At 34.1% G+C, this 21,708-nt stretch carries 13 protein-coding genes; 7 read left to right on the top strand and 6 right to left on the bottom strand.

What is annotated here, in order from left to right; all coding sequences use genetic code 11:
- Positions 1 to 81: 81 nt before the first annotated feature.
- A complete protein-coding gene (locus FLA105534_RS07270; RefSeq protein WP_173965365.1) occupies positions 82 to 1,041 on the top strand; it encodes an MBL fold metallo-hydrolase in 960 nt (319 codons plus the stop codon).
- A gap of 56 nt (positions 1,042 to 1,097) precedes the next feature.
- Here the strand turns inward: FLA105534_RS07270 and FLA105534_RS07275 are convergent, their stop codons facing one another.
- Together FLA105534_RS07275 and FLA105534_RS07280 are read right to left on the bottom strand one after the other, a co-directional pair.
- On the bottom strand, positions 1,098 to 1,637 hold the full coding sequence (locus FLA105534_RS07275) for a 3-hydroxyanthranilate 3,4-dioxygenase (RefSeq protein ID WP_173965366.1): 540 nt from the start codon (positions 1,635 to 1,637) through the stop codon (positions 1,098 to 1,100).
- Positions 1,638 to 1,769: 132 nt separating this feature from the next.
- Positions 1,770 to 2,867, bottom strand: coding sequence for an endonuclease/exonuclease/phosphatase family protein (locus tag FLA105534_RS07280; RefSeq protein ID WP_173965367.1), 1,098 nt, complete (start codon positions 2,865 to 2,867; stop codon positions 1,770 to 1,772).
- 228 nt (positions 2,868 to 3,095) lie between these two features.
- Between FLA105534_RS07280 and FLA105534_RS07285 the strand changes: the two genes are divergently transcribed.
- The 3 genes from FLA105534_RS07285 to FLA105534_RS07295 all read left to right on the top strand — a co-directional run bounded on the left by FLA105534_RS07285 (position 3,096) and on the right by FLA105534_RS07295 (position 5,302).
- Positions 3,096 to 3,995: a S66 peptidase family protein gene (locus FLA105534_RS07285; protein WP_173965368.1), complete on the top strand. Its 900-nt coding sequence runs from the start codon at positions 3,096 to 3,098 to the stop codon at positions 3,993 to 3,995.
- Positions 3,996 to 4,166: 171 nt separating this feature from the next.
- Positions 4,167 to 4,526, top strand: a complete 360-nt coding sequence (locus tag FLA105534_RS07290; RefSeq protein ID WP_173965369.1) for a YraN family protein — start codon at positions 4,167 to 4,169, stop codon at positions 4,524 to 4,526.
- Positions 4,527 to 4,645: 119 nt separating this feature from the next.
- On the top strand, positions 4,646 to 5,302 hold the full coding sequence (locus tag FLA105534_RS07295) for a hypothetical protein (protein WP_008466087.1): 657 nt from the start codon (positions 4,646 to 4,648) through the stop codon (positions 5,300 to 5,302).
- 67 nt (positions 5,303 to 5,369) lie between these two features.
- Here the strand turns inward: FLA105534_RS07295 and mfd are convergent, their stop codons facing one another.
- A complete protein-coding gene (gene mfd, locus FLA105534_RS07300) occupies positions 5,370 to 8,735 on the bottom strand; it encodes a transcription-repair coupling factor (RefSeq protein WP_173965370.1) in 3,366 nt (1,121 codons plus the stop codon).
- Complete coding sequence (locus FLA105534_RS07305) at positions 8,728 to 9,354, bottom strand: hypothetical protein (protein ID WP_173965371.1); 627 nt, start codon at positions 9,352 to 9,354, stop codon at positions 8,728 to 8,730. The genes mfd and FLA105534_RS07305 overlap by 8 nt, the downstream gene beginning before the upstream one ends.
- A 310-nt stretch (positions 9,355 to 9,664) precedes the next feature.
- Here FLA105534_RS07305 and FLA105534_RS07310 point away from each other — a divergent pair, with 310 nt between their 5' ends.
- Positions 9,665 to 10,603 (top strand): L-threonine 3-dehydrogenase, encoded by a 939-nt coding sequence (locus FLA105534_RS07310; RefSeq protein WP_173965372.1) that lies wholly within the window; start codon positions 9,665 to 9,667, stop codon positions 10,601 to 10,603.
- 214 nt (positions 10,604 to 10,817) lie between these two features.
- On the opposite strand, the gene FLA105534_RS07315 is transcribed toward FLA105534_RS07310, so the two are convergent.
- Positions 10,818 to 12,698 (bottom strand): M1 family metallopeptidase, encoded by a 1,881-nt coding sequence (locus FLA105534_RS07315; protein WP_173965373.1) that lies wholly within the window; start codon positions 12,696 to 12,698, stop codon positions 10,818 to 10,820.
- Positions 12,699 to 12,758: 60 nt separating this feature from the next.
- Positions 12,759 to 14,393 carry a S8 family peptidase gene (locus FLA105534_RS07320; RefSeq protein ID WP_173965374.1) on the bottom strand — a complete coding sequence of 545 codons (1,635 nt, stop codon included), beginning with the start codon at positions 14,391 to 14,393 and terminating at the stop codon, positions 12,759 to 12,761.
- 290 nt (positions 14,394 to 14,683) lie between these two features.
- Here FLA105534_RS07320 and FLA105534_RS07325 point away from each other — a divergent pair, with 290 nt between their 5' ends.
- Both FLA105534_RS07325 and FLA105534_RS07330 read left to right on the top strand, forming a co-directional pair.
- On the top strand, positions 14,684 to 20,989 hold the full coding sequence (locus FLA105534_RS07325; protein WP_173965375.1) for a T9SS type A sorting domain-containing protein: 6,306 nt from the start codon (positions 14,684 to 14,686) through the stop codon (positions 20,987 to 20,989).
- Positions 20,990 to 20,991: 2 nt separating this feature from the next.
- Complete coding sequence (locus FLA105534_RS07330; RefSeq protein WP_173965376.1) at positions 20,992 to 21,684, top strand: glycoside hydrolase family 78 protein; 693 nt, start codon at positions 20,992 to 20,994, stop codon at positions 21,682 to 21,684.
- The last annotated feature ends 24 nt before the right edge of the window (positions 21,685 to 21,708 follow it).

Here is a 21,708-nt window from a genome sequence, read left to right on the forward strand (position 1 = left end):
TTAATTAAAATGAATTACAGCGCGATAGCGTGATTTATTCGTCTTAATTGATGAAATTTGCGGTAATAAAAGTACTCAAATATGTCCATTTTCAGTCGATTTTTAGTTTGTTTCGTCCTAATTTCAGTTCATGCTTTTTCTCAAAAAGAGCAAAAAAAACCCTTTCAGGTCGTTCCTTTAGGGATAAAAGGAGGAATAGACGAGAAGAATCTTTCAGCCTATTTGGTTGCTCCTACACATACGCATGATTTTATCTGTTTAGATGCCGGAACGGTAAATGCGGGAATTGAAAAGGCAATTGAGAATAAAGTTTTTAAAGTTTCGACCAGCGAAGTTTTACGAAAATATATTAAAGGTTATTTTATATCGCATGCGCATTTAGATCATGTTTCGGGTTTAATAATAAATTCTCCTGCGGATTCTTCTAAGACAGTTTATGCCACTGAAAAATGCATGGAAATGATGGAAAACCATTATTTCAACGATCAGACCTGGGCCAATTTTGGAGATAAAGGTCCCGGAACTCCGTTAAAAAAATATCATTTTCAGACTTTAAATATCGGAGAAGAAATTTCGATTACCAATACAACGATGACGGTAAAAGCATTTCCGTTAAGTCATGTGAATCCGTTTGAAAGCACTGCTTTCTTGATTAAAAGTGGCGAATCGTACTTGCTTTACCTCGGCGATACCGGACCAGATGCAGTAGAAAAAAGCGACAAGTTAAAGTCGCTCTGGACCGCAATTGCACCTTTGGTTAAGAGCAAACAACTGAAAGGTATTTTTATTGAAGTTTCCTTCCCCAATGAACAACCGGATCAGTTTTTATTTGGACATCTGACGCCAAACTATCTGATGAAAGAACTTCACACCTTAGCGGATTTATCGGGAAAAGATGCTTTGAAAGGCTTCAGTATTATCGTTACACACCTAAAACCACCCACTAAAAATATTGTAAAACTGAAAGAACAGCTGCAAAAGCAAAATGATTTGGGACTAAAGCTTATTTATCCTGAGCAAGGGAAACGTTTTGAGTTGTAACATTTAAATTTAAACCCGACAGTTTTAAAAACATGTCGGGTTTGCTGATTATATCCTTATTTCTTGGCCACAAATCTGGGATCCGATTCCATTACGGTTCCACAGTTATTGCAGGTTCTTAATGCTAACGAATTGTAAAAATGCTCGAAATGCGGCAGAAAATCTTTTTCTATATTATGCAATTCAAAAAACACTTCGTATAGTTTATGATTGCAATTATCACAGTGCCAAAGCAATCCGTCAGTATAACCTAACCCTGCACGTTTGCGTTCGATTACCAATCCTATTGAACCTTCGGAACGAACTGGCGAATGAGGAATTTTGGCCGGATGAAGGTACATATCTCCTGCATGTAATTCCATTTCCTTTCGCTCTCCATCTTCCTGAATGATGACTTTTATACTTCCCTCAAGCTGATAAAAAAGTTCCTCGGTTTCGTTGTAATGGTAATCTTTTCGGGCATTTGGCCCCGCAACTATCATCACTATATAATCACCAGAATCAATGTAGAGGTTTTTATTTCCAACAGGCGGTTTTAGTAAATGACGGTTTTCATCGATCCACTTCGTCAAATTGAAAGGTTTTGCTATTCCCATTTTTTAAAGGTAGTAAGTTTCTAAGGAGCTAAGTTAAGGAAAAGTTTTTAGTCACAGTTCTCAGTCTCAGTTTACAGTTTACAGTTTACAGTGATCAACTGAGAACTGTGACTGAAAACTGAAAACTGAGACTTACTTCACCTCTTTAATCAAATAGATATAAACCGGAAAATGATCACTAAATCCAACTTCGGTTAGACTATGCCGTAACGGATACCCTTTATACTGTCCTGAACTCTGAATCAGAAAAGGCTTATTGAAAATCCCCGCTTTCCAAAAGTTAAAGGTTGAAAAATCTGATTCTATAAGCGACTTTGTTATGATAATATGATCGAAGATATCCCAGGAATCCCGAAATGCAATCGTCCCCAAACCTTTCTCAATCATTGTCGCAAACGGATTAAAAACACCAAACTCCTCCACTTCAGATTTCTTTGCCTTCGCGCCCAAGTTTGTTTTTACACTTTTATTAAAGGGACCATCATTCAAATCGCCCATCGTGATCACTTTAGCATTGGGGTTTATTCGTTGTAGCGAATCTATGATTCTTCTGTTTAAAGTGCCTGCAGCTTCCCGAAAAATACTGCTTGCCTTCTCACCTCCTGATCTGGACGGCCAGTGATTGACAACAATATGAAGTTCTTCTCCCTCCAGGAATCCCGAAATTAAAAGCTGATCTCTGGTAAAAACCCGATTTTTGTCAGCAATTTTGATTTCAATATCATCTTCCTTCTGTATTTCCTCTTCTTTAAGCGAAACTTTATTTTGATAGATATGCAATGGAATGTTAGAGTACGAGGTAGGTTTAAAATATTTCCTTTGATACAACAATGCCACATCAATCCCTCGTTTGTCCGGTGAATCAAAATGAATTATTCCATAATCAAAAGGGAGCAACTTAGGCTGTTTAATCAAATCTTCCAGAACAGCACGGTTTTCAATTTCAGCGCCTCCAATTAATACTGGAGCGTTAGAGTTATCAGGCCTTCCGATTTCAGACAAAACCCTGGAGAGGTTTTTTAATTTCTGTTCGTATTTCTCTATTGTCCAATGCTGTGCTCCATTGGGCGTCCACTCATCATCGTTGGTATTAACATCATCAATAGTGTCAAAAAGATTTTCGAAGTTGTAAAAGGCAACCGTATGAATACAATACTTTTTGGGCTGTGCCTGCAAAATTTCCAGAAACAGAAAAGCAATACAACAGAATTGAAAAGTAATTACCCTCATAAACTTAACTCTTTAAACGGCTCAATTTAAACAATTAAAACCAATTGTAAGAATTTTCTAATTATTTTATACTGTAAAATCTTTATATTTGCTTTATCTTACGAATGAAACAGCAGAAAAAACATGAAAGCAAGCCCTTATCAATACTTCAGAAACTACTTTTCTTTTTATAAATTCGTATTTCTTATTTTTACTTTACAATCCTTCAACTGTCAATCACAACAAAACATGATAACACCACCTTATTTACAAAAAGGAGATACTGTAGCCATTTTAGCAACAGCCAGAAAAAACATAGACGATAATTTAAAACCCACTATAGATTTATTGCACAGTTGGGGACTTGAGGCTGTTGTTGGAAGTACAATTGGTTTGGATTTTAATCAACTGGCGGGTACAGACGAGCAGCGTGCTGCCGATTTTCAAAAGCAGTTAGACAATCCAAACATTAAAGCAATCTGGTGCGTTCGTGGAGGTTATGGAACTGTAAGAATGATCGACTTACTCGATTTTACAAAATTCAAACAACATCCGAAATGGATTGTTGGTTTTAGTGATGTTACGGTTTTACACAATCATTTGAATACTATGGGTTATAAGTCCATTCACGGTATAATGCCTGTAACAGTGCCACGTGCAACTCCTGCAGCGATTAGTTCAATGAAATCTGCTTTATTTGGTGAGCCAATTTCTTATGCAATTGGTCCGGATAAGATGAACCGATTTGGAACTGCAACCGGTGAATTAGTAGGCGGAAATTTATCTATTTTATACAGCTTATTGGGTTCTCCCTCGGCAATCGACTGTAAGGATAAAATTTTATTCATCGAAGATTTAGATGAATACCTATATCATATCGATCGTATGATGATGAATTTAAGACGCAACGGGTGTATCGAAAACCTCAAAGGAATTGTTGTTGGAGGCATGACCAAAATGAAGGATAACGAAGTTCCATGGGGGAAAAATGCGGTAGAAATTGTAGATGATGTTACCAAAAAATACAATATCCCGGTGATTTTTAATTTTCCAGCCGGGCACATTCAGGACAACAGGGCTTTAATTATGGGAAGTACTGTTACTATTGACGTAAATGTATCGGGAAGTACTGTTACTTTTCAAAAATAATAGCACCTCAGAATTTCTTTTCCCTAAAGATTTTTAAATACCACATATCATATTCTCGCAAAGACGCGAAATAGCAAAGTTTTACTCAATTCTTTGCTATTTCGCGTCTTTTCTTGCAGATTACCCTTTACAGCATAAAAAGATCATAACTCATAATTTCTTAATAAAAAAATGGCCGAACATAATGAACTTGGAAAAGAAGGAGAAGACCGCGCTGTCGAATATCTGGAGCAAAACGGATACAAAATTCTCGATAGAAACTGGACTTTTCAAAAAGCCGAAATTGATATTATTGCCGAAAAAGAATCCATTTTGGCAGTCATTGAAGTGAAGACAAGATCAAGTCTGGATTTTGGTTTACCACAGGATTTTGTGAAACCAAAAAAAATTCAGCTACTGGTAAAAGCAGTAAATGCCTACATAAACGATAGGGAAATAGATTTTACTATACGTTTTGACATCATTGCCATACACAAAAACAAGGAAACATTTGCAATTGAACACATTACAGACGCTTTTTACCATTTTTAACATAATTTTACAATGTTATATTTGTAACAAATTGTTCTTTTATTTATATTCGCAAAGTTTTATAACACTACAATTAACTACACCAACCCAATTAAGTTACAAAAAAAAAGAAAAAAACTATGAAAACCGTTTCTTCAATCGTCGAAAATTACATCAAAACGAAACCCTTTTTATTAAATGCGCTATCACTTGGAATCATCAACCTTACTTCTCTTTCGCGGAACATTATGACCGAATTGGAAAGTGAATTTGGTAAGGAAGTAAAACAAGGAGCTGTTGTAATGTCATTGAAACGACTCACAGAAGAACTGGATTTTAAACTGAATCATAAAATCAATAAAGTAATTAAGAATATTGGCGAAATTACCGTTCGATCTGAACTGACGGATTATACTTTTGCTGCTTCGGAAACTGTTTTAAATAAACAGGCTGATTTAATTTCTGATATTAATGCTTTATCTGATATCTTTTACACCTCCTCACGTGGAGTAAACGAAACCAATATTGTGGTAAGCAGCAGTGTAAATCATTTGGTTGAAAAACATTTTATGCGAGAGAAACTAATTCAGAAATTAGATAATTTAGCCTCTATTACTGTAAAATTACCAAAAGAGAACATCGTAGTTCCAGGAATTTATTACTTCATTTTCCAACGTTTGGCATGGGAAGGGATTATTATCAATGAGGTAATTTCGACTTCAAATGAATTCACCATTTTAGTTGGCGAGGATCAGGTTGATGTTGCTTTCAAAGTGATTAAAGATCTGAAAAACTAAATATCCTAAATCTAAATTTTCAATAAAAAACCCGACAGTTCAAAACCTGTCGGGTTTAGTTTTCATATTACTCTCCCAGTAATTCCATCAATTCCAACGCTCGTTTGGTCGATTTTACATTATCAAAGGTCAATAAAAGACGCAAACCATTAGGTGTTTGTTTTTCTTTCATCTGACAAAGATTACTATGGGTTTGTACAAATTTGATCACTTTATGGAAACGTTTGGACTGGTAATAATCTGATTGTTGATCTGAAACAAAATAACCAATCATTTTGCCCTTTTTCATCACTAATTTCTCAATACCCACACTTGTAGCAATCCATTTGATGCGAATACTATTCATCAAAGCATTGGCACGAGGCGGCATCGGACCAAAACGGTCAATTAATTTATTTTGAAACACTACAAGCTCCTGCTCGTTTTTCACACCACCCAACTCGTTATATAAACTCAAACGTTCGGTAACATTATTGATGTATTCATCAGAAAACAACAACTCAAAATCAGTATCGATTTGTAAATCTTTTACATATTCTTTCGTTTCAATATCATTCTCTTCCGGGTATAAATCCTTGAATTCATTTTCTTTCAATTCTTCGATCGCCTCATTCATGATCTTTTGGTACGTATCAAATCCAATCTCATTAATGAAACCACTTTGTTCTCCACCTAATAAATCTCCTGCTCCACGAATTTCAAGATCTTTCATTGCAATGTTAAAACCACTTCCGAGTTCGCTAAATTGCTCCAAAGCCTGAATACGTTTTCTGGCATCCTCAGTCATAGAGGAATAAGGCGGGCAAATGAAATAACAGAATGCTTTTTTATTGCTTCGACCTACCCTTCCTCGCATTTGGTGCAGATCAGACAGTCCGAAATTATTGGCATTGTTGATGAAAATGGTATTGGCATTTGGTACGTCCAAACCACTTTCGATAATTGTTGTGGCTACCAGAACATCGAAATCACCGTTCATGAAACCTAGCATCAATTCTTCGAGTTTCGCACCCTCCATTTGTCCGTGACCGATTCCGACTCTGGCATTTGGTACCAGACGCTGGATCATTCCAGCCACTTCTTTTATATTTTCGATTCGGTTATTAATAAAGAAAACCTGCCCATTACGCTGAATTTCATACGAAATTGCATCACGAATTATTTCTTCATTAAACCCAACAACATTGGTTTCAATAGGATATCGGTTCGGCGGAGGCGTTGTAATAACCGATAAATCCCTGGCTGCCATCAATGAAAACTGAAGTGTTCTCGGAATTGGCGTTGCCGTTAAGGTTAAGGTATCGACATTGGCAGCAATGGTTTTAAGTTTATCTTTTACGTTCACTCCAAACTTTTGTTCCTCGTCGACAATCAATAAACCAAGATCTTTAAAAACTACATTTTTATTGACTAACTGATGAGTTCCTATCACAATATCCAGTTTCCCTTCTGCTAAATCTTTTAACGTTTGTGCTTTCTGCTTGGCCGTTCTAAATCGGTTCATGTAACCAATAGTAACCGGCATATCTTTCAATCGTTCCGAAAAGGTACGGTAATGCTGGTAAGCCAAAATAGTAGTAGGGACCAAAACAGCTACCTGTTTACTATTGTCTACCGCTTTAAATGCCGCACGAATCGCTACCTCAGTTTTTCCAAAACCTACGTCACCACAGACCAAGCGGTCCATTGGGCGATCGCTTTCCATATCGGCTTTAACTTCCTGCGTCGATTTGGTTTGGTCCGGCGTATCTTCGTATATAAATGAACTTTCTAATTCGTTTTGTAAATAACTGTCCGGTGCAAACTGAAACCCTTTTTCCAAACGTCGTTTCGCGTACAATTGAATCAAATTGAAAGCAATATGTTTAACACGCGCTTTGGTTTTTTGTTTTAAAACTTTCCAGGCGTTCGATCCTAATTTATAGATTTTCGGAGGAGTTCCGTCCTTTCCGTTGTATTTTGAAATTTTATGAAGCGAATGAATACTTACATACACAATATCGTTATCCGCATAAACCAGTTTTATGGCTTCCTGCGTTTTACCTTCGACCTGAATTTTCTGCAGACCGCCAAATTTCCCAATACCGTGATCGATATGTGTTACATAATCACCAACCGAAAGCGCAGTTAATTCCTTAAGTGTAATGTTCTGCTTCTTTGAATAACCATTTTTGATATTAAATTTGTGATAACGCTCAAAAATCTGATGATCGGTATAGGCCGTAATTTGACTTTCTTCGTCAATAAAACCCTGATACAAAGGCAAGACAACGGTATTATATTGTTTTCTAATGTTCTCGGAATTAGCTTCATCTAACGTTTCAAAAATGTCATGAAAACGTTTGGCCTGAGTTTCATTCGAACAGAACAAATAATTTTTATATCCGTTAAAATGATTATCACTCAGATTATTCAGTAGCAAATCAAATTGTTTGTTGAAGGAAGGCTGAGGGTGAATGTGAAAATCGAATGTTTTTGTGATTTTAAAAACAGGTTTCGAAGCCAATTCTACTATCGAAAAATCTAACGCCCGCTTGATAAATGAGCTTTGATTTAAGAATAACTTTTCAGGTTCAGCGCGTTTTATTTCTTTTGAAAGTTTCTCAAAAGCTTCTTCGGCTCTGCCAAATTGTTTGTCCAACTGCGTTAGAAGCCCATCTGTGTTTTGAACAAACAGTACCGTTCGCTCTGCAATATAATCCAGGAAACTCTCTCTGTTCTCCTGAAAAAGCTTGTTCTCTACGTTTGGAATTATTGTGATTTTTTTATGTGTTTCTACCGATAACTGTGTTTCGACATCAAAACTTCTGATACTGTCTACTTCATTACCAAAAAACTCTATTCGATAGGGATGATCGTTTGAGAATGAGAATACATCAACAATTCCTCCACGAACAGAAAACTCTCCCGGTTCGGTAATAAAATCGACTCTTTTAAATTCATATTCAAACAAAACTTCGTTGATAAAATCGATCGAAATTTTATCGTTTAAAGCGACTTTAAGTGTATTTTTATCGAGTTCTCTTCTGGTTACAACTTTTTCAAAAAGCGCTTCCGGATAGGTAACAATTATAGCGGGTTTTTTACGGGAATTAATTCGGTTCAAAACCTCAGCACGAAGCAAAACATTCGCATTATCTGTTTCCTCAATTTGATACGGACGACGAAACGACGCGGGATAAAACAATACATCCTGTTCTCCAATCATTTGTTCGAGATCGTTCAGGTAATAAGCAGCCTCTTCTTTATTGTCTAAAATAACCAAGAAAGGCAATTCCGATTTTTTGAAAACGGCACGTATAACAAATGAAACCGCTGACCCTAACAATCCGTTAAGATGCATTTTTATTTGCTTCTGCTCCAATAATTGCGTGGCAATCTGCTGATTCTTTGGCAGATTATCATACAGGGTATATAAGGCGTTTTTACTCAACTTTTGATGTGTTTGGATCTATATTTTTTACAGGAATGGGAACTGTAGTTGCATTTGGGATTGCACGTGTTGTATCTAACATTTTTAAGAACTCTTCCTCCCCTTCCTCTTTCGGAATTTTACTTTTTACCATAATAAGATCCATCTGTCTTTCTAATGAAACCAGTTCTTTGTTAATCTCACCAATTAAAAAAGTTACTTTCTCTGATGGGATCTGATTTAAATGAATAAATAAATCCATCATTCTGACTTTTGTAATTAGAATAGAAATCCGGCTTCTGATCTGTGGAATATTAAATTCTGCAGGAATGTTATTATTCAAAGCCATTACTTTTTTGGAAATCGCTGTTGATTTCTTTTGAAAGGCCCCAATTGTCTTTCTTGGCTTATCTCCGAGTTCTTTTAAAAAGTCACGCCATTCATTCCACGAATTCACTTTTTGCTCTGAAATTTCGTTGATAGGCTCATCGATAAAATCCCAGCCTTTATTGATTTTATTAAAAATTACTTCCTTTTTTTTGGCTTCTTTTTCGTTTTCAGCACGGCGTTTTTCATCTTCGTTCTGACATGAATTCAATACAAAAACAAAAAGTAGAAAAAGAGATATCTTATATTTCATTTGGTAAAACATTAAGCTACAAAGTTACAAAGTAATTTTACAATTACGAATTCTGATTTTTGATACAAATTACTTTATTCATCAACCAGTAGAGGATTCTGAATTCGTGGATTCCTGTTTGTAAGACTTATCAAAAAACCACAAATTCCTGGTTGAAAATACTTATAAATTTTAATTTATATTCCTTACTCAACAACGAATAATCCAAAAAAGAATCTTTATCGTTGTTAAATTTATAATTTGTTCTTCTGAAAAGTAAAAATAATTGAGGAAACGTTATATTTGTCTCTCTAAAAAAACCATTCAAAAAATGAATCCAAAAATATTAATCATTGGTGCCTGCGGTCAGATTGGGACAGAACTGACTCAAAAACTGCGCAAACTATACGGAACAAACAATGTTATTGCGTCTGATATTAGAAAATTAAATACTGACGTTGTTAATTCTGGTCCGTTTGAAGTGGTCAATGCCTTAGATTTTAACCAAATCGAGCATCTTGTTGAAGTACATCAAATTACTGATATTTATTTGATGGCGGCGCTTTTGTCGGCTACAGCCGAGAAAAATCCTGCATTTGCCTGGGATCTGAATATGAATTCATTATTTCACGTTTTAAATTTAGCAAAAGCCAAAAAGATAAAAAAGATTTTCTGGCCTTCCAGTATTGCCGTTTTTGGACCTACTACACCTAAAGAAAATACACCTCAATATACTGTAATGGAACCTTCTACTGTTTACGGAATTAGTAAACAAGCCGGAGAAAGATGGTGCGAATACTACCATAATATTTATGGTGTTGATGTTCGAAGCATTCGTTATCCTGGTTTAATTAGCTGGTCGACTCCTCCGGGTGGCGGAACTACAGATTATGCTGTAGATATTTTCTACAAGGCTATTGCTGATAAAAAATACGAGTGCTTTTTATCCTCTGAAACAAAAATGCCAATGATGTATATGGATGATGCAATTGATGCAACCATTAATATTATGAAAGTACCAGCAGAGAAAATCAAAATACATTCTTCATACAATTTAGCCGCAATGAGTTTCACTCCTACTGAAATTGCTGCTGAAATTAAAAAACATATTCCTGATTTTGAAATAACATACAATCCTGATTTCCGTCAGAAAATTGCAGACAGCTGGCCGGCAAGTATTGACGATACTGAGGCAAGAGAAGACTGGGACTGGAAACATACTTTTGATCTGGAATCAATGACAAAAGATATGTTAGAACATTTAGGATAACAAGCTATATATAAAATAAAAAAACGCACAATTGTGCGTTTTTTTATGCCTTTAATTTACAAAGGATTGTATCGATGAAATTAGTTTACGCGGATTTTTCAGTTCTTTTTAATCTCACTCTTATTTTTAGCAAAAATTCTATTATAATGAAAAAGTCTCGTTTAAAATTTATTTCTAAAATTAAACGAGACTTTTTTATATTCTAAGACGAAAATTATTTCACCTCATATACATTATTTGCAGCTTTTACATCCGCCATTAATCCGCTTGGATCAATCGTGATTTTTTTGATTGCTGTTTTGTTTTTGTCTATTGTAAAACTATAGTTCGATTGTGCCCAGGCCCAATCTTCTAAAACAGTTCTTTTTTCGTTTGGATTCGGATTCGGTTTAATGAAGTTCATCATTCTTAACGGAATGTAGAAATTCTCAGAAGTTCCGTCAGTATATTCTACTTTCAAATCAATTGGCATTGGCATTCTTCCAATTCTTTCTAAAGTGATATTGGTTTTTCCTGCATTATCAGATACATCTTTAATACCATAATCGATTGTATTGGTCGTTCCTGTCCAATCAATTAAATACCAATCTAATTCTGCTCCTGAAACTCTCTCTGCAGATCTTTTGATGTCGTTTGGAGTTGGATGTTTGAATTTAAAATCATTAAAATATCTTTTTAAGGTAGCGTCAACATTATCTTTTCCAATTACATATTCTAACTGAGAAAGAAAAAGACTTCCTTTTACATAAGATGAAATGCTATACGGACGGTTTTCGTCATAACGGTCCCCATGAGTCGTCTGAGGCTGTTCTTTACCAGAATTCACCAAACTGTAATAAGCCTTATAATTTCCTTCAAATGGATTAACTTCTTTTTTATCGCCTTTTAATTCATTCAAAGCGCTGTCTTCGATGTAAGTTGTAAAACCTTCATCCATCCAAGGGTGCTTTGATTCATTTGAAGCTAAAATATGCTGAAACCATGAATGTCCAAGTTCATGAGTTGCTGTTCCTAAAATTCCTTCAAGAGTTCCGTTTCCAAGCATCAAAGTACACATTGCGTACTCCATTCCACCGTCTCCACCTTGAATAAAAGAGTATTGTTTGTACGGATATGCTCCAACTCTGTGGTTGTAATAATCCATTACTTTAACCATTAAAGGCTCTAATTGTTTCCAGTTTGCCGTAGTTTTCGGATTGTTTTTGTAGAAGAAATGTAAATCAACATCATTAGGTCCTTTTACAATATCGTGTGTGTATTCTTTATCAGCTGCCCAGGTAAAATCATGAACATTTGGCGCAATAAAATGCCATGTCAATGTTTTTGTTTTCTTTGGATAAGTAACGGTTACACCTGCGTCTTCATAACCATGGCCAATTTGATTTTTGTCTTGTAAATATCCTGAACCACCAATAGTATACTCTTTGTCGATTGTAATTTTTACATCAAAATTCCCCCAAACTCCATGAAATTCTCTCGCTATATATGGATCTGCATGCCAGCCTTCAAAATCAAATTCGGCTAATTTTGGGTACCATTGCGACATTGACAATTCTACTCCTTCAGAATTGTTACGTCCTGTACGACGAACCTGAACCGGAACTTGTCCGTCAAAATCTAACGTAAATATCGTTTTAGAATTTGGTAAAATTGGTTTCGCCAAAGTCACTTCTAAAATGGTTCCGGAAACTCTTGTTTGTGCTGAAACTCCGTCTTGTTTAAAATCTGAAATTTTTAAGTATCCTATTTCATTTGGTTTTAAAGTTTCGATTCGGCTTTGTTTGGTTTCTTTTCCATCCGCACCTTTAACCTTAGACACCATTCTTCCATCGGGATCTTTTATAGTATGCAAACGTGCATCCATTTCACTTCCCGGCTGAAACGCATTTAAAAACAAATGATAAAAAACTTTTCTTAACGTATCAGGAGAATTGTTGGTATACACCAACTCTTGTTTCCCTTTGTATTGATAATTTTTCACATCCATGGATACTTCCATTTTGTAGTCAACATGCTGTTGCCAGTAAGGTGCACTTTGCGCAAATGCTGAGTTTAAACCCAAACTCAAAAAAGATAATAGTATAATTTTTCGCATCGTTATTTCAATCAAAATGGAAGAGCTCACACTCTTCCATTAATTAATATTTGGTTTTAGTTATTTTTTTGACATTTTTTCGGCCATCAATAAAGCGTTGTAAGCGTTGACCATTTTAGCTGTTCTTGAAGATTCTGCAGATGAAACCGCTACAGGTTTTGCATCAGGATTTGGATTTGTACCTAAGACTACCATTGATGGAAGCGAAACTCCTGAATCCATTAAAATTTGCTTCACCTGGGCTGCTTTTAATTTTGGATAGTAAGAACGAATCAATGCTGCAACTCCCGCCGCATTTGGAGAAGCCATTGAAGTTCCTTGGGAATATTTATATTTACTATTCGGAATCGTTGCATAAATTTCTTCTCCCGGAGCAAAAACATCAACATTAATTTTTCCAAAGTTAGAAAATGAAGACACAACATTTTCACCATATTGTTTATTTATAGCACCAATTGTAATCATATTGTCTGCAAATTCTTTGACGTTATCTTCTGAATCGTTTGGATAATTGATGTTTCTTATCTCGTCTATGTTATAACCATCGTTTCCAGCTGCGTGCACAATTAAAACATCTTTTTTTGCCGCATATTTTATCGCATCACAAACCCATTTTTTATGAGGAGAAAAACTCTTTCCGAAACTTCCGTTGATTATTTTTGCTCCATTGTCTACTGCATAACGAATAGCTAAGGCAATATCTTTGTCATACTCATCACCGTCAGGAACGGCTCTTACAGTCAGGATTTCTACATTATTACTAACTCCGTCTCCTCCTAAGTTATTCCCTCGAATTTGTGCAATGATTCCTGCTACGTGCGTTCCGTGAAGTGCTTTCTCTTTATCAGGTCCAAAAACAATATTATTTCCATAATTTGTATTTTTAATGTCCTCCGGATTATCACCTACAATTTTTCTACCGTCGTACTCTTTGTTTAAGTTGTAATTTAATTGATCGTAGACTGATTCTCTATAATCTTCAAATTCTGCTTCAGGGTCAAAAGTTGGTCCAGCGCTAGTAAAAATCTGAGTCATAATCATTTTGCTATCGACTAATTTTGAATCAGTTGAAGTAATCTTGTTTAAATCTTCTAATTTATAAGTTGCTTTATTTAACTCCTTTTTTATAGTATTATGAACATCAATTAAAAAATCTACTTGTTGTTTCTCTTCTAAAACTTTTTTATATTTTTCTTCATATTGTACTAAAGCATTTTTATATTCAGCAGAACCATCATCTCCTTTTTTAATCACACGCGTCATTTCAAGATTTTCATGAACAGCATTTCCTAAGAAATTCCACCCGTGAATATCATCCACAAACCCGTTTTTATCATCGTCGATTCCGTTACCCGGAATTTCTTTAGGATTCGTCCAGATCATCCCTTTTAGATCTTCATGTTCGATATCGACACCAGAATCTACAATTCCAACGATCACTTTTTTTCCTGTTTTACCTTGTAATAATTCAGCATAAACCCTATCGACACTCATTCCCGGAATTGAATCTTTGATTAGATCAAGATGACTCCATCTTTTTAATTCGTTTTCGCTAACAGGAGCTTTTTTAACAACAGTTAAAGGAGCTTTAATAAATTCTTGTGTAGCCGATTTTTGCGCTTGCAAAGTGGTACTGCAACCTGCTAACACGATTAATGTAAAAGCAGATAGTTTGAAATGTTTTATATGACTCATGTATCTAATAAATATTTTAAAGTTAAACATGGGCCTAAATTATGATTTTTTGTTACATAAAACTAACGATTAACACCGCCTTATGAATTTTGCCTTAACATTTAAGAAACCTTAAGAACCTTATAATCTTCATCTGAATCAAAAATCTTACACTATTTATCCTCTAAGAAAAACAGCTCGTTTAGTATACGCTTTTTAAACTTTTAAAAGAAAGTATTTATTACGTCTTCCCGTAAGGAAATACCAATCGAAATTTGTACAATTGCGCGATTGAATTCTAAACCGAATCTATGAAAACAAAACTACTCTTCTTGCTGTTACTGGCAAATTTTTCTATTTATGCACAAACCAACTTAGTTCCGAATGGCGGATTCGAAAGCTGGCAATCTAATTTTCCAACCTCTTGGTCAAATGAAAATTCTTTCTCCCGCAGCTTTGAGGCTATTCAGGGAGACAACAGTATCAATTTAAAATATATAACACTATCTCCTAAAATTACCAATCAAGTTCCATTAAAAGGAGGAGTTACTTATACTGTAAGATTTAGGTATAAATATCTCACTAATAATTATAACGGAAGTCATCCTATTTCATTGAATATTTCCAAGACCGGAAGTGCTACTACATTATCTAGAAGTACTTTTGCTACAAATAATTTATGGACTGAGAGAGAATCTAGTTTTACGCCAGATGCTAACCTTTCTTATGATTTATCTATTTCAACTTTTAGTTTTGACGGCGAAGCGTTTGATGTCCTAATTGACGATGTTAAAGTTTATGTCGCGGGAACTGAACAATATACTCTTATTCCTGATATCGAGTTTGAAAAAGCTCTTATTTCTTTAGGAATTGATTCTGGAACTGTCGATGGCAAAGTTTTGACTTCGAATGTTAACACCGTAAAAACGATTACCGTAGATGGAGCTCTTGTTTCTGACCTAACCGGAATACAAGACTTTACAGCATTACAAAGTTTGTTTTGCAAAGGCTCAACATATTCCTCTCAAACTGGTGGCAATGGAAAACTGAAGAGTCTTAATCTTAGCAAGAACTTACAATTAATAACTTTAGGCTGCGAAAACAATCAACTTACCAGTTTAGACTTATCTAACAATAAAGCTTTAAGCTCATTATCAGTTGAAGGTAATAAATTAACATCTCTTAACTTAAAAGAAAATATAAATTTACAGACGATTTATTGCTTTGACAATCAGTTAACTTCACTTGATCTTTCCAGCAATACGAAATTATCAAAATTGTTTATACGTAACAACAAATTAACCAGTCTTGATTTAAGTAAAAACATTGCTTTAACTTATTTAACCTGCGAATCAAACCAACTTTCAACGTTAAACTTGAAAAACGGCAATAATTCCCTTCTAAAAACAAATAGTATTTATATTCGAGATAATCCAAAACTTAATTGCATTGCTGTAGATAATGTAGAATATGCAAAAACTACGTGGATATATAAAGATACAGAATCAACTTTTTACCCTTTTGAATGTGGTTCAATGACAGTCTTAGATACTGCTTTTGAAGATAAGCTGATCGCTTTAAAAATTGACACAGATGGTAAAAATGGGGCTGTTTTAAACTCTAGCATTGCTGCAATAACTACTTTAGATGTTTCTAATAGCTCACTGACAAAACTTACCGGAATTGAAGGCTTTACTTCTTTAACAACATTAAATTGTTCCGGTAATTCATTAAAACGATTAAATGTTTCTCAAAATAAATTTTTGAATACTTTAAATTGCTCTAATAATTCTTCTTTAAAATGCATACAAGTTACAGATGTTGACGCAGCTTTAAAATGGGCAACGACTAAAGACGAAGCAGTAAGTTTTAATTTAAATTGTGACACTTTTACTTTAATTCCAGATTCAAACTTTGAAGACAAGCTTATTGCGCTGCGTATTGATAAAGATGGTAAAAATGGAAAAGTAAATACCGAAAGCATTGAAGGAGTTACAATTTTAGATGTTTCAAGTGCAAATATCAAAAACCTATCTGGTATTGAAGGATTTACAGCTTTAACCAGCTTAAAATGCTATTTTAATGAGATTGAAAATTTAGATCTTTCAAAAAATACAGAGTTAAATGACTTATCGGTTTACGGAAACAAATTGAGTGTATTGAATATATCAAAAAACACTAAATTGACACAAGTTTTAGCCTTTAATAACAACTTGACAACTTTAGAAGTCTCTGCAAATAAATCTCTTACTACTTTGCAAGTTGATAGAAACAAATTAACAACATTAGACGTTTCAAACAATTTAAACTTAAAATCGTTAGACGCTTCAAGCAACCAACTTAAAGCTATAAGTTTTACCAAAAACACTGCTTTAGAATCATTAAAAATAAATTCAAATCCACTTAAAAACTTAGATGTAACTCAAAACACATCTTTAACAACTTTAAGTTGCAGCAGTAACGGATTGACTACCTTAGATCTAAGTAATAATTTAGCTTTAGAGAAGTTAAATGTAGGCTACAATTCGCTTACCAATTTAAACTTAAAAGCTAATACTAAATTGACATTTTTAGATTGTACAAGTAATAACCTAACGACGTTTGACACCTCTTCAAATACTGCACTTGAGTATTTAGTTGCCGGTGCTAACGGAAGTGCTCGTGTTTTAAAAACTTTAGATCTTACAAAAAACACTAAACTTTTAGAATTAGAAGTTTGGCAAGTTCAAATTGAAGAACTGAATTTAAGCCAAAATACTGCATTAAAAATGCTGGAACTTCAAAGCAGCAACATAAGCTCTTTAGACTTGTCGAAAAACACAGCATTAGAAGTAGCACTAATTGGCGGTAATAAATTAACAGCCCTTGATGTCAGTAATAATAAACTATTAAAAACTTTAAGCTGTTCGACAAATCAAATACCTTCATTGGATTTAAGCAAGAATACTGCTTTAACTTTTCTAAACTGCGGGAATAACAATTTGACAAGCCTGAATTTACAGAATGGAAATAATTCAAACTTCGTAAAAAATGTAGGGATCTATTTTACAAATATAGAAGGAAGATCTGGGTCAACCTATTACCCTAATTTTAAAGGAAACGCAAACTTAAGCTGTATTCAGGTTGATAATATTGAGTATTCTAATACTAACTGGTCCGAAATAAAAGATCCAGAAGTAAACTATAATGCATTGAATTGCGGTCTTGCAACCACAATTACTGATTTAGCATTCGAAGACAAATTAATCAGTCTTGGAATCGATACTGATGGTAGAAATGGTGCCGTTTTAAACTCTAGTATCAACAATGTTACTTCATTAGATGTATCTAACAGCTCTATTAAAAATTTAACAGGTCTTCAAGGCTTTACGGCTTTGCAAACTTTAAATATCTCTAACAATTTAATTACAAAAGTTGATTTGTCTAAAAATAGCGCATTAAAAACTTTAAACGCAGCTAGTAACAGCACTTTAACTTGTATTATGGTTGCTAATATTTCAGCTACAGAAAATTGGAGTGTTACCAAAGACCCTTCTGCTAGTTTTAGCTTAGATTGTGAAGTTTATACTCTTATCCCCGATTCAAATTTCGAAGATTTCCTTATTGCTCAAAAAATCGACAGGGATGGTAAAAACGGAAAAGTAAAAACCGAAAATATCTCACAAGTTAAATACATGAATGAGTTAAGAAACCGAAATATTAAAGACTTAACAGGTATTGAAGGTTTTACATCTTTAATTCAGTTAGATGTTTCTAATAATCCTTTAACTACCTTAGATGTTTCTAAAAGTCAAGCTTTAACTTATTTGACAGCCGATTCAAATTCTATTCAGGATATCAATCTTTCAAAAAATGTTAATTTAACTTCTTTGAGTTTAAGCTCATCGCAACTCACTACTTTAAATCTTTCAAAAAATGTTAATTTAACTTCTTTGAGTATCACAGGCAACAAACTTAAAACGTTAGACTTAAGTCAAAATACGAAACTAACTCGCCTGAGCGTATATCGTGGAGAATTAATTTCTTTAGATCTGTCAAAAAATACAGAACTGACTGAATTTAACGCCTTTGAAAACCAACTGAGAGTATTAGATTTATCGAAAAACTCAAAACTAACTGTAATTATTCTTTCTGGAAATAAATTAGCAAACCTTAACATCAAAAATGGGGCAAATACTTTATTAACGAATTTAGACTTTACAGCTAATCCTGATTTAACTTGCATTCAAGTTGATAATGCTGCATATTCTAATGAAAATTGGAAAACCAAAAAAGATCAAACTGCTGCTTTTTCAACAGACGTTTGTCCAGTTACAGTACCTTATACATTAATTCCAGATCCAAAATTTGAAACGAAACTTATAAGTCTTGGTATCGACAAGGATGGGAAAAATGGAAAAGTTGCTACAATGAATATTGTCTTTTTAACTAGCTTAAACATCTCAAATAGTGAGATTACTGATTTAACAGGATTACAAGATTTCTCTTCATTAACATCTTTAGACTGCAGTAACAATCAATTGACTGTTTTTGATGCCCTAAAATACAAATCACTGACAAGTTTAAATATAAGTAAAAACAAACTAAGCGCTTCGTTTTTTAGAGCAAGTACTTCATTAACTAATCTAAACATCAGCAATAATGAATTCACAAATCTTGACTTATCTTACTTCACTAACCTTACTGCTTTAAGCGTTAGTTTTAATAAGTTGAGAGATTTAGATGTTTCTAAAAACATAAAGTTAAGAGAATTTGATTGTGCTGGTAACAATTTATATACCCTGAATCTAAAGAACGGCAATAATGCTAATATGCAAAATATGACTTTTGGAAACTTTACTGAAAATCCAAACTTACGTTGTATTCAGGTTGACGATGCTGCTTTTTCTACAGAAAAATGGGTTGCTAAAGACGCAACTGCAAGCTATTCGGCTGCAGCATGTCCGCCAAACTTTCAATACACTTTAATTCCTGATCCAAGATTTGAGAAAATATTAATTTCTCAAGGTTATGATTCTGGTGAAATTGACGGAAAAGTTTTGACTTCAAAAATTGAAAATATTACGTCGATATCTGCGATTGACTTAGGAAATAGAGTAACAGACTTAACAGGAATTGAAGATTTTAAATCATTAGAAAGTCTTTATTGCTATCATGGAGCAATTACTAAAATAGACCTTTCTAAAAACCTAAAATTAAAAATTTTAGACATAGCAGATAATCAGATTACAACATTAGAGCTTTCTAAAAATACTGCTTTAGAATCTCTAAATTGTGGCGCTAATAAATTGACGGAATTAAATGTTTCAAACAACTTAGCTTTACAAACTTTAGTTGCGGATAATAACAAACTAACAGAGATTAATGTATCTAAAAATACAGCATTAACTCGATTAGAGGTTGGTTCAAATCAAATTACAAATATTGATGTAACTGCAAATTCAGCCTTAAAAGGACTAAGTGTTTACGCAAACAAAATAACAGCTTTAAATACTTCTAAAAATACAGCTTTAACTAGTTTAAGTGTTTTTTCAAATGAGTTAACAACTTTAGATGTTTCTCAAAATAAAGCTCTAACTTATTTAAATGCTAAAAAATGTCAATTAACAGCTATTGATATTTCAAATAATGTTTTATTAAATGGTCTTGAAGTTAACGAGAATAAAATTGGAACAATCGATGTTTCAAAAAACCCTCTATTAACCAGTTTGATCGTAAACTCAAATCAATTAACCAGTTTAAATCTTAAAAATGGTAAAAACACATTACTAAACAACAATTATGTCTCTTTTTCATCAAATCCAAAACTATCTTGTATTTTGGTTGATGACGTAACCTATGCCAACACCAATTGGCCATACAAAAAAGATGCTTCTGCAACTTACAATACAGAATGTACCGGAGAATTGAATTTGTCTGCCTACAATTTCACCATTGAAACGAAGAGTGAATCTTGTCTTGGTGAGAATAATGGAGAAATAAGCATTCTTGGTAAGGCAACATATGCTTATACTGCGACTATAAACGACAAGCCTTATACTTTTACCGCCAATAGTTTAAAAGTTAACGCTCTGGCTCCAGGAAGCTACAAAATCAAGATTACGATTCCAGATGTGATTTTCGAACAAAACTTTACGGTTACCATTGCAAAAGGTGCTACTGTTGCAGGAAAATCAAGCGTAACTGCTAAAACGGTTAATGTTGAAATTACGGAAGGAACGGCTCCGTTTACTGTTTTTGTTAACGGAACAGAGCAATTTCAAACTAATGATGTTGCTTTCTCTGTGGATGTTAATAAGAATGCCCTGGTAGAAGTAGCGACTGCAAAAGCTTGTGAAGGTATTTTTGCCAAAAAAGTATCGGTTTCAGATTTCGAATCACAAATTTTGTCGGCTTATCCAAACCCTACTTCAGGAAGTTTTGAAATAGAGATTCCAGGTACTAAAAAGGAAGTTAAAATAGAATTATATAGTTTTTCCGGTCAATTAGTTTCGACTAAAACGTACACTATCGAAAACGGAAAAGCACTATTAAATCTTGAAAATCACCCTTCAGGAATTTATGCTGCCAAAATCTATTTAGAGACTCCGGAATACATTAAAATTATAAAAAAATAAAGATGAAGAATTTTATATCCCTTACAATCATTGGTCTTTTATTCGCAGCTTGCGGCGGTGGTGATGATTCAGGATCTCCGGAAGCGGTCAATGCGGCACCAACTGTACCTGCGTTAAAAGCTCCGATTGATAACAAATTATGCGTAGACAATACCGTTTCCTTTCAATGGGATCTTTCTACAGATTCAAATAAAGATGCTATAACCTATCAGATTCAGGTAGCAAAAGAAAATACGTTTGCACAAATTGTAAAATCTTCAGAAGTGACTACTAATGATACTTCGATCACACTAGAGAAAAACACTGCCTATTATTGGAGAGTAAAAGCGACTGACAGCAAAGGACTGGCAAGTAGCTATTCTTCTACATTTAAACTCTACACCAGTGGTGATGCAGTTGTAAATCATTTGCCTTTTTCTCCAGAATTAATACAGCCAGCTGTAAACTCTCTTTTGAATACAACAACCGCTTCTTTAAAATGGAAAGCTGCAGATGTTGATAGCAACGATGTTCTTACCTACGATGTTTATTTTGGAAAAACCAATCCGCCTACAGCAAAAATAAGTGAGAACACAAGCGCAACTTCACTTGATGTCACATTAGAACCAACAACCCAATACTTCTGGAAAATTGTCGTAAAAGACAATAAAGGAGGGGAAACCATTGGTCAGATTTGGAAATTCAAAACCAATTAAAAATCTTAATAATTACAATTAGTT

It is taken from the genome of Flavobacterium collinsii, from assembly GCF_902804485.1.
GTDB classification, from domain to species: Bacteria; Bacteroidota; Bacteroidia; order Flavobacteriales; family Flavobacteriaceae; genus Flavobacterium; species Flavobacterium collinsii.

Bases quoted from the DNA above. Each gene is read 5' to 3' on its own strand.
- FLA105534_RS07270 (WP_173965365.1), top strand. From the start codon at position 82: ATGTCCATTTTCAGTCGATTTTTAGTTTGTTTCGTCCTAATTTCAGTT.
- FLA105534_RS07275 (WP_173965366.1), bottom strand. From the start codon at position 1,637: ATGGGAATAGCAAAACCTTTCAATTTGACGAAGTGGATCGATGAAAAC.
- FLA105534_RS07280 (WP_173965367.1), bottom strand. From the start codon at position 2,867: ATGAGGGTAATTACTTTTCAATTCTGTTGTATTGCTTTTCTGTTTCTG.
- FLA105534_RS07285 (WP_173965368.1), top strand. From the start codon at position 3,096: ATGATAACACCACCTTATTTACAAAAAGGAGATACTGTAGCCATTTTA.
- FLA105534_RS07290 (WP_173965369.1), top strand. From the start codon at position 4,167: ATGGCCGAACATAATGAACTTGGAAAAGAAGGAGAAGACCGCGCTGTC.
- FLA105534_RS07295 (WP_008466087.1), top strand. From the start codon at position 4,646: ATGAAAACCGTTTCTTCAATCGTCGAAAATTACATCAAAACGAAACCC.
- FLA105534_RS07305 (WP_173965371.1), bottom strand. From the start codon at position 9,354: ATGAAATATAAGATATCTCTTTTTCTACTTTTTGTTTTTGTATTGAAT.
- FLA105534_RS07310 (WP_173965372.1), top strand. From the start codon at position 9,665: ATGAATCCAAAAATATTAATCATTGGTGCCTGCGGTCAGATTGGGACA.
- FLA105534_RS07315 (WP_173965373.1), bottom strand. From the start codon at position 12,698: ATGCGAAAAATTATACTATTATCTTTTTTGAGTTTGGGTTTAAACTCA.
- FLA105534_RS07320 (WP_173965374.1), bottom strand. From the start codon at position 14,393: ATGAGTCATATAAAACATTTCAAACTATCTGCTTTTACATTAATCGTG.
- FLA105534_RS07325 (WP_173965375.1), top strand. From the start codon at position 14,684: ATGAAAACAAAACTACTCTTCTTGCTGTTACTGGCAAATTTTTCTATT.
- FLA105534_RS07330 (WP_173965376.1), top strand. From the start codon at position 20,992: ATGAAGAATTTTATATCCCTTACAATCATTGGTCTTTTATTCGCAGCT.